Raw genomic sequence first — 16502 nt, 5'->3', positions numbered from 1 at the left:
TGTGTCAAGGGTTCTGGCTTTGCAGGTGCTCACCAGGAATAATGCTTGCTATCGACATGAAATGAGTTCGCGCGGTGTTAGGGAGATCTGGGAGCCAATCGATGGAAACGGAAACGACGGCACAAGACGTCATTGAGCAATTAGGGACCTCAGATAACGCTAAGAATAGGCTAGCTCGATGGAAGTCGAATCGTCCTGCCGTTGCTCGACACGTATTGCAGCACGTCACTCGCGTACCTTATATAGCTTCAATCGATCAGTATGAGAAGGTATTGGCTGAAACAGAACCTCCGCTGGCGGAAATTAAAAAATCCAGGATTGGGAAAGTTCGTGAGATGGCGGACTGGAGCCCAAATTTCGCGTTCATGCATGTTTTCCATTACGCACTCGAGGAAATCGGAGAACCTTACACCTATCAAGGGTTCCGAGACTTTTGCCGTGAAGATGTACGTGCGCGAGAGATGATCTGGGATCCGGCGGTGGAAAGAATCCGGCAAACAAAGCAGAAATATGATGATGGTCAGGCGAGGGAGGCGATGCGCTGGAGGGTTGCGACCGCCTATTGCTCATTCGTTCGCGAACTCCGTACCTTCGCATATATCCGCAACTGTGGGATCCCATTGAAGATACACCCCCTCGCAGACGCGCTTTATCGAGTTGACGCATGGATCGACAAAGTGGTCGTCGACCTATATCTGGTTAATCCGCAGTACCGCCAAGGATCGGAAGGCCGGAAAATACCGTCTCGCGACATTGTTGGGGCGGGTTTCCATTATTTGGACCTGACTATACCTAACAAGCGGCATTTTGGTCGGATATATTTGGTGGATGACGAGGAGGCAGAAAAAGCGGCTCGGAAGATCTCAACGTTTTGGAAGACCGTCGCTTCAGGCCTCGACTCGAAGAGCAAGTAGAATGTCATGAAGTCTCCCCATCGTGTGATGGCTCCTACAGGTGCTAGGCGACGCTGGGTCGACCTGCGAAGATGTATGTCCGAGGCACCTGGTTGGATGACTCCATCGTTCGGAGGGGGACTGTGGTGCGCAAGGCAGACAGAAGTGAGCAGGCAGGGACAAGTATGACGCGAGACACGCTGCGGGTCGTAGAGATCTGCGCGGGAGCGGGCGGGCAGGCTCTCGGCCTCGAACTCGCTGGTTTCGAGCACGCCCTCGCGATCGAACTTGATGAGAACGCTGCAGCAACGTTGAAGTACAACCGGCCTGACTGGAACGTTGCAATTGGCGACGTCGCCGAGGTCCCTGAGCCTGGCCAGCCTGCCGAGGACCACCATGTGTGGAACCCCGATGACTACGTGGGCGTTAATCTCCTGGCGGGTGGTGTTCCGTGTCCGCCCTTCTCCATTGCCGGCAAGCAGCTAGGCGCGAACGATGAGCGGGACCTCTTCGCCTGGGCCGTAGAGCTGGTTGGCCGCATGAAGCCGAGGGCAGTCCTCTTGGAGAACGTTCGAGGGCTGTCGATGCCCCGCTTTGCTGCGTACCGTCAGTGGGTGAAAGACCGGCTTGCTGAACTCGGCTATTGGTCGGACTGGCGCCTGCTCGAAGCGAAGGACTACGGGGTGCCGCAGCTTCGTCCGCGCTTCATTCTCGTGGCGCTTCCTGATGACGATGCCCGGTACTTTGAGTGGCCTGAGAAGACTCCCCTGGCTGGCGGTGTCGGCGAGGCGTTGTACGCAATGATGGCCTCGGAAGGTTGGCCTGGGGCTGATGCTTGGCGCGAGGGCGCGAAGGGCATCGCACCGACGATCGTTGGTGGATCGAAGAAGCACGGTGGTGCCGACCTGGGCCCCACTCGTGCCAAGAAGGCATGGGCTGCACTAGGGGTCGACGCGAAGGGGATTGCTGATGAACCGCCGACGGTTGATACACCGCGCGCCTACGTCCCTAGGCTCACAACTGACATGGTGGCCCGGATCCAGGGCTGGGGGCCCACTAGTGAGTATGACTGGACATTCACCGGTCGTAAGACAACCCGCTACCGGCAGATCGGCAACGCCTTCCCGCCTCCGGTCGCACGAGCAGTCGGAGCGTCCATTCGGGACGCGTTGCTCCACGTTGGCCGAGAGAAGAATCTCGACGCGGTCGTCGAAGAGGTCGAGCACGAACCGCTGTACCTGGCATTGAAAAACGCGCCGAGGCCGCTGACTGCCAAACAGCTCATCAAAACTTCTGGGGAGAAGATAGATACTAGGGAGTTTGAGCAGCGGATTGGACTCTTGGCTCGTGATTTCAATATCAGTAGTACGGGTGACGGAGATGATCGAACCTTCGCTCTAGGGTCCTTCAAAGGCTTCGTGGGGCAGAAAAACCACTACCGCGCCGAAGTCTTTGAAGAAGTTAGAAGCAAGGTGAGCTGACGATCTAGGAGGGCTTCTTGCTCTCTGGCAGTCTTGGTGCTGCTGCTGAAACTATCTCGTCCTTCCCGGCGATACGCCAGCACTTGCCATCGAGTTTGGTAGTGAAACGTTCGCCTTCTTGAGCCTCCAAGACTCTTAGGCTAACGACCTGGCCACGCTTAGGGATTGCAGCCCCGAGTTCGATGCAAATATTCTTCTGAGCTGAGTAGTCTCCCGACAGTATGAGGAACCCTTCCCCCTTCAGATGATCACGAGACCCGTTATTAGAGCGAACTCTCTTCATGTAGTCCTTCTGCTGGGCCAATGTCGCGATAGTTTCACTCCTAATGGGGGTGTTCTGAACGACTCTGAACAGCTCATTGAGTTTCTGCTGACCGCTTCGTTTGGAAAAGATACGGCGAGTCTCTTCGTCACTGAGATCCAGTAATACATTGCGTTCCATTGGAGAATCTGGAAAGATCCAGTGGACGTTCTTTCTGCCTAAGGAGTTGATCTGCTTTTTCCGATCCCAGTTTCGTCCCGTCCTCAAGAATGCATCGGAAGCGCGAACGACCCCAATATTCCAAACGTTGATTTCATCGTTTGAGAAGCACCCTAAGACTAGCTTGTCTCGGTTCTTGGGAGGGATCATCCAACCCATCCGCTCCATCGAATACTTGCAATCAATTTCGATCCCGCTGATGTTGAAGTCCAGATCTTCGCCGTCATCGATTATGTCATCGAACTGTCTTCTGAGCTTTATCTCGAAAAGAGATCCGTAGTGAGCCCTCTCGGTCTTGGAGATCTGGTTCCAGCGATAGCGACCAGTGTGCTGACCGTCATATAAGTAGTCGTAGGTGTCGCGGAATACGGACGCGCACCGTTCGCCAGACGGATCGACTCGTCGAAAGGCCTGAGCGACCCGCTTAATTTCAGAGTCTTTGCTGAACTCCGCAAGAAGGCCGAAATTATCTTTCCCTTTAGTTCTTGGGTCCGACGGTGTCATATGTCCTCCATCGTGTTTTGAAGCTCTAGCGGGGTTATCGTCGCGGGTTCGCGATGGATGATTCGGTGACAATTTGAGCACAGCAGGACCAGATCATTGATTACGGTCCATCGTTCGCCTGTCTCGTGGAGCGGCTCTACGTGATGTACCTCGATGTATCCTTCGCCCCGTGGCCCATATACCTTCGCGAAGTTGAAGTTGCAGACCTCGCACTGGATTACGCCTCCGCCGCGAAGAACAGCATCGATCTTCGCCTGTCGTAGTACCCAGCTTCTTTCGTATCGACGACTGACGACTGAAATCGATTTGCCTTCGGCTGCTCCACTTGGATGGGTGATTTCCGTAGGTGCGAAGAATTTTTGCCCTGCGTGCTTGAGGATGGTCTCTTCGACTTCTTGGGCTGCGAGCGCAAGGCGTTCGTCGTTATCGTGGTATATCTTGGCGAACTCGACTTCTGCCTTGGTTGTTTTAGTCCCTTTTTGGATGTAGTCGGGGCGTGCGGTTCTGAGATTCTCCGACTTGGCTCGAATGGAACCAGGGCCGCGAAACTTCTCGTCGCGGTCGGCTTGAGGATGGAAGGGTGCGTTGCGCAGGAGTGATGATGCCCAAGCCGACTCCTCGTCCTTGGGCTCGAGCTTCGACCAGCCCGGCTTGTTGGATCGTAGCGACTTGGTACGCATGGCGTGCGCGACAACCAGAAGCTCTTCGCGGATCCACGTGGGATTCGGTTTCGGCATCGACGATCCTCCCTCCTGACGATACTAGTCGAAGGCTGCGTTCGTTGGCGTGTGTTTTCCGCACTGCTCCCGACGTATTCGTCCACTTTGGACAGTCGACGGCCGTGCGGTTCGCTTTCTCATAAGACGCGCTGCGGGGTGACCGCGCGGGCCTGCTAGCGGTTTCAGTCCTAGAACATCAGTGAACGAGTCGTGAGAAGAACCCTAGGTCAGGTTTCTTAAAGGAGCCGACTACCAGTCCCCGGTCGAGGAATCGGTTAAAATGCTCACAACTGGTCTCCGGGACCAAAGCACATCCATGACAGGCAGCTAGGTTGCAGGAGTCGGTTCCCTGTCCGTGCTCTCCAGAGTCCATGCAGACCGGGTCGGTGGAGCACCATGTCGCGTCACTTAACGCGGCCTTCAGGACCTTCTGGAAGTTATTGGGCGAGGACATCCGCACTAGACCTCCCATGGTGCCTTCTGAGTCGCCGGCCGCGGTGTAGATGAGCAGGCCTGACATCTCCTTGCCTGGGGTGTCGGAGACGTAGAGGCGCTCCCGCAGCGAGGCTGAGCTGTACCCGCAGGCGAATACAAGCTCATTGATCATCAAGTGCGCTAGGGTGTGCATCATCACGAAGCGCGGGCGGATGTCGCGCATTATCAGGCCTCGGCTGGAGGCAGCATCCGTGTAGTGGTTATTGATCAGCTGCGCCCGTGCCTGGACCTCGGGACGTTCCTCCCACTCTTGCAGTCTCTCAGGGTCGATCTCGAGGTAGATGCCTTCGCCCTTGACTACGTAGGCTGGCAGCCAGTCGTGCTCTCGGCTGAGGGGTCGGCGGCGTAGCAGCTGCTTTCCCTCAACCAGGCCAAGCGGCGTGTCGGTGAGGCGGGTGAAGCCGCGCAGGGCGCGGGTCTCACGCAAGGTCTCGACCGATCGAACCCTGCCGATCAAGTCGGCAAGGTCGTTGTGCACTCCGGGGTCGCTGGCAGTGAGGTCGTCATCCTGAGGAGTCTGTCGAATCTGCTCATATTCTGGGTAACGCCAACTGTCGTCTGAGGTCAGCAGCTCGACGTTCCCAGCGGACGCCTGTTCGGGTTCATATCCACCGATACCGAAGTGCTCTTTGTAGAGGGCGTGGAAGTCCTCGACGCTCACGTCACCGACTACCTCTTCAGGCATGCGCCGCTGAAGCTTGCGGTGCATGGCGACGGGGGGCTGCCTTGATCCGCTCAGGGACATCAGCATCCGCGAACTGCGAGGCACTGTAGACATGTGTCCCGACGGTGGGGGCACCTGAAGTGCTAGGCAGCAGAACATCACCGATTCTCGTCGGCTGGCCAGGTGTTCCTTCCACACCCAGGAAGGCGCTGAAGTCCTTCTCCAGCCAGGTCCGTGTACCGATGACAGCGAGGTCCGAAGCCGGACTTGCGAGCCGCTGGTCCCAACTGGAATCGATCTCGATGTAGGACGCGAAGGTCCCAGGTTCTGGACGTTCAGCTCGTGCTTCTTCCGGAATCTCGTCCAGGTGAGCAGCAGCGAGCACAGAAGGCCGCTGGAATGTTCCGTTCGAGGTATGAACCCGTACGCCGTTACGGCCTAGATCCTGCAGCCCAAGGTACCGCTTAGCAGTGACAACCTTGCCGCACGTCACCATACGCACCGGAGCGCCCTCGGGGATGGCCTCGAACGGAGTGAGCGGACCGGGTTTTGATTGCTCCGTCCAGCCACAGGCGAGCAGCGCAGCCGCAAAGTCACGGCCCGGTAGTGACAGTGCTACCACGAGCTGTCGCCCCTCTTCGAGGCGCGTCCGGGCATACTTTGAGATATTCCTGCCGAGCAGAAACGTGTCTCCGATCCATGGCGCAGCAGCGCCTTCCGCGTCCGCCGATTCAGAAAGCGTCAGGCGTCCTTGCCTGTGGCTTTCCTTGGCTGTCTGTGTCGTCAACGATCCTCCATTATCTGTTGTCACGAGACTAGAGGTGAGCATCGAAAATTTCACCACCATCTTCTGTTGCGGGGCCATCCGGACGGTTATGGAGCGTCTTGGAATATCAGATGCATCTGTAGTCAGTCACAACCCGTCCACCCACTCCAGGTCGCCGACGACCACGAGCTTCGCCTTCGCGCGGGACATGCCGACGTAGAGCATCTCCTTGGCCACCGGGAGCTTGGCGTCGGAGAACCCGTTGATGGCGAGCACCACGACCTTGCGCTCCAGGCCCTTGAAGCCCAGGACGTGGCCGTAGAAGACATCGGTGCCGGAGAAGAACCCGTCCCAGTACCCGTCCCATCCTTCGACCTCGACGGTCTCCTTCTGGACCGGGTGGCGGCTGCCCGTCGTGAGGAGCGCGACGTCCTCCGGCTCCCACCCGCCCTCCACCTTCTGGCCACCCACCACCGTGACCGAACCTGCCGGCTGCAGGAGCGCCTCGACCGCCTCGTCGGCGAGCTCCCGGGCACCGTCGACGCCACTGTCGATCCGGGTCACCTCGTGGCCCCCGACGTTGCGGATCTCCTGGCGGAAGGGTGCCAGGGGAGCGAACGCCTCGGCGACGGTCTGCGCATTGCGCAGATTGGTCCCCAGCCAGAAGGGGTTGAGGTCCACGGGCGCGATCCCGTCGCGGTCGAAGATCCGCTGCGCGTCGTCGGTGAACACCCACAGCACACCCTCCTCCGAGTCCGGCTCCCGCAGGCACCCGAGCACCGCCTGCCACCACAGGTCACTGAAGTCCTGGCCCTCGTCGACGACGATCGCGTCGAACTTGCGATCCTTGGGCCGCACGGCGGTGTGCTCCATGAGGGCCCGCGGCAGGGACTCCTCCCAGTACTGCGAGTCGTAGTCGCGCCCCTCGTGTCCGTGGACCGCCTCCCACGTGACCGGCAGATCGTGGAACAGGCCCACGTAGGCCGGGCGTTCCTCCTCCGGCCAGCCGTCGACCATGAGCTGGAAGTACCGCGCCAGGCCCCGCGAGTAACACATGAGCGCCACGCGCCGGCCCTCGCGCGCGAGGGTCCGCGCCTTGAGCAACGCCAGGTGCGTCTTGCCCGAGCCCGGGCCGCCGGAGAGCTCCGCCCGGTGCTGGAACCGCAGGACGTCGACGATCGTGTCCTGCTCCCGGGTGAGCGCGTTGCCCCGGTCCTCCAGCTCCTGCGCGAGGGTCCGGGCGTTCGCGCGCGCCCGGTGCGTGGCGCGGAAGGCCTTCTCGACGAGCGCCACCTGGTCGGCATCGGCCGGTGGCACGCCGACGTGCTGATGCCGCAGGGCCGTGGCGACGGCACTCGTGGGGTCGGTCATCTGCGAGGCGTCGATGAGGATGCTGCGGGGAGCGTCGGGGGCGTCCCAGTCGGCGGGCAGGTCGGTGTAGGGGAGGGCGGCCATGTGGATCACCCGCCCGATCCCGCGCGAGGACCGTCCGTGCATGTAGTCCTTGAAGGCGTACTTGGCCTCCAGCGCCTGCTCGACGGGGGAACGGTCCAGGAAGGTCTTCCCCCGCGAACCCTCCGTGTACCACCGGCCCTTCTCGACGCCCACGCGCCCGCCCTTGACCTCCAGGACCACGATCCCCACCCCCGGCCACAGCACGAGGACGTCGATCTCCAGGTCCTTGTCGTCGGTGAAGATCCGCCGGTTCGTGAGCACCCGCGCGTCGCGGGGCAGGGTCGCCCGCAGGCGGGCCACCACATGATCCTCCGCCGCCGAGGCGCCCTGCACCTCGGCCTTCTCCGTGCCGTCCGTCGATGGTTCTGCCTTGGAAGTGCGCGTGTCCTGGGTCACGCTTCCGATCGTATGGCCTGGGCGGTGTGCGCGTCCGCGGTGGCGGTGGGGCCGGCCGCGATCGTGTCGGAACCGAGATGTCGGAGGGGTGGTCAGAACCCTGACTCCCTCACCCCTCCCGGTGGTGCAGGTATTCGGCCCAGGCCTGGCGGGTTCCGCTCCGGGGGTCGTGTTTCACGTGGAACGGCGCGTCGATGATCATCGTCGCCCGCTCGACCCCGTCGTACTGCGGCCACGTGGGGACCGCCTGGGCGGTGGGGACGCCGGTCCGGGCGAAGGTCGACCACAGTTCGACCAGATGCACGGAGAACCGGGCGTCACGCTCGGCCGCCTCGAGCTGATCGGCCCGCGCGGGGTCCGCGGCGCCCGCCTCGACGGCGCGGCCCAGTGCCCGGGCGTACTCGGTGCTGCGCCCGAAGTGGTGGGGGATCTCCGCCCCGTGCGTGGCGCCGAGCCTGCCGAAGAGCGGAACCTGGCTCGTGTACTCGAAGGAGTACATCCACGTCGGTGCGTGGTGGGCGTGCGACTCCGCGGCGACCGTGCTCGGGTACCAGAACATGAGGTCGCCACCCAGCTGGCTGTCCGCCTCCGCCGACGGGAAGTCGGTATAGACGGCCAGCAGGTCCTGGGCCGCCTCACCGGGCAGGAGTGTGCGAAGAGTCCCTTCCGTGACGGGGATGATTGCCTCGCCGGTCTTGCCGGAGTCGAAGCCCGCGCGGAACAACTGTCCTTCGTTCTCCATCGTGCCGATGAGAAGCGGGACCGGTGCGGCCTTCCCCTCCGCGATGAGCGCGAGGATCCGGTCGGGGAGCGACACGCCGTCGGCGACCGGGGCGAAGGTCCGCACGCCCGGATCCGACTTCTTCAACCCGGAGAGGAGCGCCACCTGCGCGCGGACGAGCTCCTCGGGGCGTGCGTGGGTGATCGCCTCGGCGCATCGCTTGTCGGTGTCCGCTGCGGGGTCGAGCAGGCGCGCGAACTGCCGGGCCAGCTGCGCATGGTCCTCCGCCGTCGCCACGGAGGCCGGGGCCGGTGACTGTGCGATCGCCCGGTGGAACAGGCCCTGCGCGTCCGGCATGCACATGAGGGCGAGGACCGACATGGCGCCGGCCGACTCCCCGTAGATCGTCACGTTCTCCGGGTCCCCACCGAACTCGGCGATGTTCTCCCGCACCCACCGCAACGCGGCGATCTGGTCGTACAGACCGACGTTCGACTCGAATCCCGGCTGCGTGTCGCCGGTGAATGCGCCACCGTCGCCGCGCGGTGCCGGCAGGGAACTGACATCGAGGAACCCGAGCGCCCCGATCCGGTAGTTCATCGCCACGTGGACGACACCCGCTTGCTGCACGAAGTTGAAGGCCGGGTAGTTCTTCGCCGACCCGTACTGGAACGCCCCACCGTAGAACCACACCATGACGGGCAGGGGGTCGGTGCCCTCGGCGGCTCCCGCTGTCGTGCCCTCCGCGGTGTCCTGCGTTGCCGGTCGGTGCACGTCGAGGTACAGGCAGTCCTCCGAGAAGGGGTTCGCCTGACGGTCGTCACCGAGCCCGCCGAACGACTCCGGCAGCGGGACCTGGAACGGCGAGGCGCCATACTCCGTCGCGGAGCGCGGCTCCGTCCACGGCTTCGCCGGCCGTGCACGCCGGAACCGGAGATCGCCGACCGGGGGCTGGGCGTAGGGGATGCCCAGCCAGGAGTGGGTACCCGGACTCGCGTCCGAGGCGGGTGTCGCGAACCCGACGACCGGCCCGGCCGTGGTGGTCCGGGTGAGAGCGGGATCTGCAGGGGCGGAGGTCGGTGCGGACTGCTGCGGGGTCGCGGGGGTGGTGCCCGCGTCGTCGAGGGGTGCCATGGTCGGAGTCTAGGACGGCCCGGTGTGCCGTCGAGGGTCTGTTGTCGGAATGCACAGTCCCACCACAGGGCCGGTCGGCACTTCTCCCAACGTGGAGGAGGACAGTGGAGAGCACAGAACGACCACCGGAGGACCACATGACCCACCACCCGACCTATGACCAGGACCCGCAGGCGCGCACCGCCTCCGCCCGGCACGCCACCGACACGATCCCGCGCACGACCTTCGGATGGATGGCTGCCTTCGCGCTGTCCGCGGCCGTCGCGATCGCCGGGACCGGGATCCTGCCGAGCTCGGTGTCCCACGCAGCCGGCGTCAAGGACCACAACTACATCGTCGCCCGGACGGCCACGACGGACTGAGCGCGGAGGTGGGGCCGCGGACGCAAGGTCGTCGTCTGCCGTACTGATGCCCGGCAGGTAGGCGAGAGTGCCGGGCATCGGTACGGCAGGCGACATTCACCTTGCATCGAATGCGCGTGGGCCCGGGTTGGCCGGCGCTGACCGCCCCGGACACGACGAAGGCCCTCACTCGATGAGTGAGGGCCTTCGACCTTATGGCGACTCCGACGGGACTCGAACCCGCGACCTCCGCCGTGACAGGGCGGCGCGCTAACCAACTGCGCCACGGAGCCATTTGGTGCTGCCCTGTTCGCGTTTCCACGATCAGGCAACTCGTCAACCATAGAACACTACGCCCGGTTCCTCCAACTCGAAAGGGGCCGGAAGCGGGAACTGCGACGGACGTCACATGAGTGGCGGGTCCTTGCAGGCCACTACAGGCCCCCGGCGGGCCCCGGCGCGGTCCAAGCCCGGCCCCCGCCGAACGGTAATCCGGAGAATGTGCGAACCGCCGAGTGCGCGTCTATCCACCTCTAAAACCTCCGATCGAATGTTAGGCCCGGAGTCTGAATCGGCTGGTCGCCACAGGACCCGTCCTGGTGCGCCACTCGGTCGTCGATCATGGACGAAACCCCGATGAATGGCCTGTGTACAGGGATTACAAGGGTTGACAGGCAGTGATCGTGCGACCAGTCTCGAACCCGACGCGTTCGTTCGACGGCTAAAAATTATGTCCGGCAAAGAGGCCGGGCGCAAGGCCGTCGGACCCGAAAGGCCCCCTCATGGACTACCGCTTGCCCGCAAAGCTCCAGACCCTCCTGGCGGAGATCGACGCCTTCGTCGAGAAGGAGATCCGCCCCCTCGAACAGCAGGACGACAACATCCGGTTCTTCGACCACCGGCGCGAGTACGCCCGCACCGACTGGGAGAACGGTGGCATCCCCAGCCGCGAATGGGAGGAACTCCTCGCGGAGGCCCGCCGGCGTGCCGACGCCGCCGGCTTCTACCGGGCCCAGTTGCCGGAGGAGTTCGGCGGCTCGGGGCTCACGAACCTCGACATGGCGGTCATCCGTGACCACCTGGCCTCCCAGGGTCTGGGCCTCCACTGCGACCTGCAGAACGAGCACTGCGTGGTCGGCAACAACGTGGGCGTCATGCTGTTGACCAATTACGGCAGCCCCGCCCAGATCGAGGAGTGGCAGGAGAAGATCGCCGCAGGTCAGGCGCACTTCGCCTTCGGCATCACCGAACCGGACCACGGTTCGGACGCCACCCACATGGAGACGACCGCGACGAAGACCGACGCCGGATGGCGGATCAACGGCGAGAAGATGTGGAACACCGGGGTCCACACCGCCGACCGGGACATCGTCTTCGCCCGCACCCACGGTGAACCCGGCGACGCGGAGGGCATCACCGCCTTCCTCGTGCCCATGGACGCCCCCGGCGTCGAGGTCCTCGAATACGTGTGGACCTTCAACATGCCCAGCGACCACGCGCACATCCGGTTCACCGACATCGAGGTGTCGGAGGCGGACGTGTTCGGCGAGTTCGGCCGGGGTCTGCAGATCGTCCAGCACTTCTTCAACGAGAACCGCATCCGTCAGGCCGCCAGCTCCCTCGGCGCCGCACAGTTCTGCATCGACGAGTCCGTCGAGTACGCCAAGCAGCGCAAGCCGTTCGGCAAACCGCTGGCAACCAACCAGGCGATCCAGTACCCGCTCGTCGAGCTCAACGCGAAGGCGCACATGCTCCGCTCCTTCGTCCGGGAGACCGCCTGGCTCATGGACGAGGACGGGGCGTTCTCCGTCTCCGACCGCGTCTCGATGGCCAACTACCAGGGCAACCGCCTGGCCTGCGACGCCGCCGACCAGGCGATTCAGACCCACGGCGGCATGGGCTACTCCCGCAAGAAGCCCTTCGAGCACATCTACCGCCACCATCGCCGCTACCGCATCACCGAGGGCTCGGACGAGATCCAGATGCGCCGCATCGCCGGCTACATGTTCGGCTTCATGAGCAAGGGCGCCCCCAAGGGTGTCAGCGGCACCTCCTACAAGACCCAGGGGAAGTGACGTGACCGCCGAGGACACCGCGCGGTCGATCGTCCAGGACCTTCTCCCCGCCGGCGACGTCGTCACGGGGGTCCACGTTCTCGACGGCGGCGCCAACCGGCAGATGTTCCGGGTCGACGCCGACACCCCGGCCTTCGCCCACGTGGTCGTCTGCCTGCCACACCCCACGGATGCCGACCGCGCGGCGAACGAACGCGAGGCGCAGGTCCTCCGTGCCGCCCACGCCGCGGGGGTGCCGTGCCCCGCCGTCCTCGCCCACGATTCCGCGGAGACCGGCGACGGGCTCCCGTACATCGTCCTCGAATGGGTCGACGGCGAGACGATCCCCCGCAGGATCTTCCGCAACGACCACCTCTCCCGCTCCCGAGGCGCCCTGCCCGCGGACCTCGGGCGTGCACTCGCCGGCATCCATTCGGTCGATACCGCGGCACTCGGCGAGCTGGGAGTCTCCTTGCCGCACCTGGACGATCCGGTCGGCGGTCTGGAGCGGGACTACCTGGACCTGGGTGTGCCGCGGGCCGCGATCCGCTTGTGCCTTCGTGAACTCGCACGCGCACGGACGGCGGCAGCGGTAGCGACGGGGAGTGGGGAGTCCGCCGAGGACAGGGCGCCTCGGGCGCTCGTCCACGGAGACTTCCGCATGGGGAACCTCATGGTCGACGAGGACGGCCTGGCCGCCGTGCTCGACTGGGAACTCGCCCACACCGGCGATCCGCACGAGGACCTGGGGTACGTGTGCATGCGGGCGTGGCGGTTCGGTGGCCAGGGTCGGGTGGCCGGCGTGGGGGAGGTCGAGCCCTTCCTCGACGCCTACGAGAAGGCCGGTGGCGCGCGACCGACCTCGGAACAGCTCACCTGGTGGGAGACCCGGGCGACGCTGTGGTGGGCGATCGGGTGTCTGCGCCAGATGCGGCGGTCTGTGCCCGGGCATGCGAGTGAACTCGAACTCCTGGCGATCGGCCGGCGCACGGCCGAGCAGGAGTACGACGCACTCGAACTCCTGTACCCGGACGTGCCTCCGACGCCGGGACCGGAAGAGAGCGCAGTGTCGGCCGGTGGCGCGGTCGAGGTGCACGCCTCTCCCTCGGCGGACGCGCTCCTCGGTGCGCTCGCCTCCTACCTGGAGCGGGACATCGTGAAGGGGGAGGGGGAACCCAATAGGTTCACCGGTCGGGTCGCGATGAACGCGGTGCGAGTCGTCCGGCGGGAGACCGCAGCGCGGGAGCGGGACGCGGCGTGGTTCGCCTCGGCGCTCGCCGGGCTCGGCGTGGATTCCGAGGCGGCACTCGAAGAGCGGATCCTGGAACTGCGGGACACCTCGGGCGCGGAAGGGACGGAGGACGCTGCCGAGGTCCGGGCGATCGTCGCCGTCCTCAAACGTCTGGCCCGTCTGCGTCTGGCCGTGAGCAATCCGCGGTACTTGGAGTGACGGCCCTGGGGGCAGGTGATGTTCCACGTGGAACGACCCTGGGCATCGGGTGGAGGTGGCCGGTGTCGACGAACAGAGGTGTCCGGGGGAACATGACGGCGCGTGACGGGTTGCGCGTCGTCATGTGACAGGTGACCTTCTGTGACGGGGCGCAGGTGGCCTACTGTGCCAAAGTGAACCACTCGAGGAGGTCCGGTCGGTTGAACACTGGTGGCAGACCGCCGGAACCACAGTGACGAGCCGGGTGCTGCCGACAAGGTGTGTGCGAGGACGTCGCCATGGATCGATCCGGGGGTGGGGAAACTGGCGGCGCGCCGCGCTGCGATCAACCGGAGGTACGGACCATGACCGAACGCACCGAACACTCGACGCTGGCCGGTGGAGACCTCGCCGGCTTGGGGCTCGACGTGTCGGCGGAGCACGCCGAGGTGTCCCCGCAGCGAATGCGTGAGGTCATGGGCAGCTTCGGTTCCGGCGTCACGGTCGTCACCGCACAGACCCCGGACGGGCCGACCGGCTTCACGTGCCAGTCGTTCACCTCCTTGTCGCTGGAACCCCCACTCATCACCTTCAACCCGGCGCGCTCGTCGAGCACGTGGCCGCGTCTGCGTGAGGTCGGATCCTTCACCGTCAACGTCCTCGGGGCCCATCAGGACCACCTGTCCAACCAGTTCGCGCGATCCGGCACGGACAAGTTCGCCGGGATTTCCTTCACGCGGTCGGCACGGGGCAATCCGCGACTCGACGATGCCGTCGCCTGGATCGACTGCACACTCCACCGTGAGTACGACGGTGGTGACCACACGATCGTCGTCGGTCGCGTCGAGGCACTTGTCGGCTTCGACCACCTGGAACCCCTGCTCTTCGTCCGCGGCGGCTACCACGCGGTCGAGAGCGCCCGCGCCCCCGCGTCCTGCGTCTGAGCCCTACTCCGCGGCGCTCCCCTCGATGGCCCGCATGACGAGGTGGGCCGCCTCGGCGTCGGTGGTGACCTCCTCGGCCGCGCGTTCCGCCGCGACGTGGGCGCGGAAGTCCGCGATCTCCCGGGCGATCCGTTCCTCGTCCCAGTCGAGGACGGGCGCCACGAGGTCCGCGACCTCCTCGGCGGCGGCGACACCGCGGTCGGGCACCTCGTAGTTCAGGCGCATCCGGCGTTCGAGGACATCGACCAGGTGCACGACCCCTTCGGCGACGGCCGCGTGGACCGCCTCGACGCGCAGGTACCGCGGGGCACCCTCCAGGGGGAGGTGCAGGTCGGCAGTGTGGGAGGGCTCCTGGGCACCCAGTTCGATGATGCGCAGCAGGTCCTTGGCCAGCGACCCGTACCGCATGAGCAGACGGTCGACGCGTGCGGGCTCCCACCCGTAGGTCTCCGCGGCCTGCTCCAGCGTCATCCGCGCACGTGCCAGGTTCCGGGCGCCGAGGAGCGGGAGCGTCTCCGTCTCGGAGTCCCGGACGCCCGGATCGTCCCGCACTGCGAAGTCGATGACGTCACGGGCCATGACCCGGTAGGTCGTGAACTTGCCGCCGGCGATCGCCACGAGTCCCGGCTCGACCTCCATGACCGTGTGCTCCCGGGACACCTTGGTCGACCCTGCAGCGGGGTCCTCCACCTCCTCCGGCGCCTCCTGGGGAACGACGGGTTGGAGGAGCGGCCGCAGCCCCGCGTAGACACCGATGACGTCCGCGCGGGTGAGGGGCTCGGCCAGCACGGTGTTGGCCCGCGCGAGCACGTAGTCGATGTCCGCCGAGGTGGCGACGGGTGCGTCGACGTCCTCCTCCCAGGGGGTGTCGGTCGTGCCGATGACCCAGTAGTCGTCCCAGGGGATGACGAAGAGGACGGACTTCTCCGTCTTCGTGATGATGCCGGTGTCGGGCGCGGCGGCGATCCGGTCCCGGGGGACGGTCACATGGACGCCCTTCGAGGCCAGCACCTGCAGGCCACCGCGACTGGTGGCGAGGTCCTGCTGCTCCTCCGTCCACACACCGCCGGCGAGGACGACGTGCCGGGCGTGGACGACGAACTCCCGTCCGGTGAGCTGGTCACGGGCGCGGACGCCGGCCACCCGACCGGTCGCGTCTCGTAGGTAGTCGACGACGCGGACATGACTGGCGGCCTGGGCGCCGAGAGCCGCCGCCGAACGGACGAGGGTGAGGACGAAGCGCGCGTCGTCGACCTTCGCGTCGTAGTACTCCAGAGCGCCGACGGCCGCCTGCTCGGACAACCCGGGCACGTGCTCGCGCAGGGCCTTGCGACCGAGGTGCCGGTGGACGGGCACCGCACGCTTGCGTCCCGGCCGACCGGCGAGCGTGTCGTACAGAAGGACACCGGACCCGATGTACGCCCGGTCGAGGAAGGGTGTGGCGAAGGGGAACACGAACGCCACCGGTTTCACCAGGTGAGGCGCGGTGACGGTGAGGAGGAGGTCGCGCTCCTTGAGGGCTTCCGCGACGAGCGCGAAGTCGAGCATCTCGAGGTACCGCAGCCCTCCGTGCATGAGCTTGGAGGACCGCGAGCTCGTGCCCTGCGCCCAGTCCTGCGCTTCCAGGAGCCCGACGGACAGACCGCGGGACGCCGCGTCGACCGCGGCGCCGGCACCGGTGACACCACCCCCGACGACGAGCACATCCAGAGGATCCGCCGCCGAGGTGCCCTGCAGTCCTGCGATCGACTGGGCTCGGTGCGCCGCCGAGAGGTCCTCGGCGCGGGTGCCCAGACGGTGACCGTGAGAAGTGCCGGTGCGGCGACGAGTCGTTTTGTCCATGGGGTGAGTCTGCCGAGGGAAGCTGGACACGAGGTGAATTGCCGAGAGTGGAGTCCCAGGTCACGTGGGCGAGGTCACCCGGTTTCGGTTTGCTCCAGGCACTGCCCGACGCATAGAGTTCTATCTCGTTCGCCGCCACGGTAGGCGGGGAACGACAATCGAATCTCCACCCGACCGGGTGAC

Annotated in this window: 13 protein-coding genes and 1 tRNA gene; 6 read left to right on the top strand and 8 right to left on the bottom strand. The window is 64.8% G+C overall.

The annotated features are described in order from the left end of the window. Positions 1-101 precede the first annotated feature (101 nt). Positions 102-914, top strand: a complete 813-nt coding sequence (locus AAD496_RS00070; protein WP_349826581.1) for a hypothetical protein — start codon at positions 102-104, stop codon at positions 912-914. A 164-nt stretch (positions 915-1078) separates the two neighbouring features. Next, entirely contained in the window at positions 1079-2374 is a 1296-nt protein-coding gene (locus AAD496_RS00065) for a DNA cytosine methyltransferase (protein ID WP_349826580.1), read from the top strand. A gap of 4 nt (positions 2375-2378) precedes the next feature. On the opposite strand, the gene AAD496_RS00060 is transcribed toward AAD496_RS00065, so the two are convergent. The 6 genes from AAD496_RS00060 to AAD496_RS00035 all read right to left on the bottom strand — a co-directional run bounded on the left by AAD496_RS00060 (position 2379) and on the right by AAD496_RS00035 (position 9709). Next, a complete protein-coding gene (locus AAD496_RS00060) occupies positions 2379-3359 on the bottom strand; it encodes a NaeI family type II restriction endonuclease (RefSeq protein WP_349826579.1) in 981 nt (326 codons plus the stop codon). After that, positions 3356-4096 carry an HNH endonuclease gene (locus AAD496_RS00055; RefSeq protein WP_349826578.1) on the bottom strand — a complete coding sequence of 247 codons (741 nt, stop codon included), beginning with the start codon at positions 4094-4096 and terminating at the stop codon, positions 3356-3358. The genes AAD496_RS00060 and AAD496_RS00055 overlap by 4 nt, the downstream gene beginning before the upstream one ends. Positions 4097-4274: 178 nt before the next feature. Then, positions 4275-5258: a DrmB family protein gene (gene drmB, locus AAD496_RS00050; protein ID WP_349826577.1), complete on the bottom strand. Its 984-nt coding sequence runs from the start codon at positions 5256-5258 to the stop codon at positions 4275-4277. Further along, a complete protein-coding gene (locus tag AAD496_RS00045) occupies positions 5251-6102 on the bottom strand; it encodes a hypothetical protein (protein ID WP_349826576.1) in 852 nt (283 codons plus the stop codon). The genes drmB and AAD496_RS00045 overlap by 8 nt, the downstream gene beginning before the upstream one ends. A 48-nt stretch (positions 6103-6150) precedes the next feature. Continuing rightward, positions 6151-7854 carry an NERD domain-containing protein gene (locus AAD496_RS00040; RefSeq protein ID WP_349826575.1) on the bottom strand — a complete coding sequence of 568 codons (1704 nt, stop codon included), beginning with the start codon at positions 7852-7854 and terminating at the stop codon, positions 6151-6153. A 109-nt stretch (positions 7855-7963) separates the two neighbouring features. Further along, complete coding sequence (locus tag AAD496_RS00035) at positions 7964-9709, bottom strand: carboxylesterase/lipase family protein (protein WP_349826574.1); 1746 nt, start codon at positions 9707-9709, stop codon at positions 7964-7966. Positions 9710-9846: 137 nt separating this feature from the next. Here AAD496_RS00035 and AAD496_RS00030 point away from each other — a divergent pair, with 137 nt between their 5' ends. Continuing rightward, entirely contained in the window at positions 9847-10071 is a 225-nt protein-coding gene (locus tag AAD496_RS00030; protein ID WP_349826573.1) for a hypothetical protein, read from the top strand. A 195-nt stretch (positions 10072-10266) separates the two neighbouring features. Here AAD496_RS00030 and AAD496_RS00025 read toward each other — a convergent pair. Next, positions 10267-10343: transfer RNA gene (locus AAD496_RS00025), tRNA-Asp, on the bottom strand. Between the two features lie 489 nt (positions 10344-10832). Here AAD496_RS00025 and AAD496_RS00020 point away from each other — a divergent pair. From AAD496_RS00020 to AAD496_RS00010, 3 genes are all read left to right on the top strand, one after another. Next, entirely contained in the window at positions 10833-12125 is a 1293-nt protein-coding gene (locus AAD496_RS00020; RefSeq protein ID WP_349826572.1) for an acyl-CoA dehydrogenase family protein, read from the top strand. Position 12126: 1 nt separating this feature from the next. Then, on the top strand, positions 12127-13554 hold the full coding sequence (locus AAD496_RS00015) for a phosphotransferase (RefSeq protein WP_349826571.1): 1428 nt from the start codon (positions 12127-12129) through the stop codon (positions 13552-13554). Positions 13555-13898: 344 nt separating this feature from the next. Next, the gene (locus AAD496_RS00010; RefSeq protein ID WP_349826570.1) at positions 13899-14477 is read left to right on the top strand and encodes a flavin reductase family protein; all 579 of its coding nucleotides are present in this window, start codon (positions 13899-13901) and stop codon (positions 14475-14477) included. 3 nt (positions 14478-14480) lie between these two features. On the opposite strand, the gene AAD496_RS00005 is transcribed toward AAD496_RS00010, so the two are convergent. Beyond that, positions 14481-16319 carry a glycerol-3-phosphate dehydrogenase/oxidase gene (locus tag AAD496_RS00005; protein ID WP_349826569.1) on the bottom strand — a complete coding sequence of 613 codons (1839 nt, stop codon included), beginning with the start codon at positions 16317-16319 and terminating at the stop codon, positions 14481-14483. Between the last annotated feature and the right edge of the window lie 183 nt (positions 16320-16502).

Origin of the sequence: Brevibacterium litoralis (genome assembly GCF_040212315.1) — a bacterium.
Lineage (GTDB): Bacteria > Actinomycetota > Actinomycetes > Actinomycetales > Brevibacteriaceae > Brevibacterium > Brevibacterium litoralis.
The sequence above is the reverse complement of the archived record's forward strand: the minus strand, read 5'-3'. Positions and strand labels throughout refer to the sequence as shown.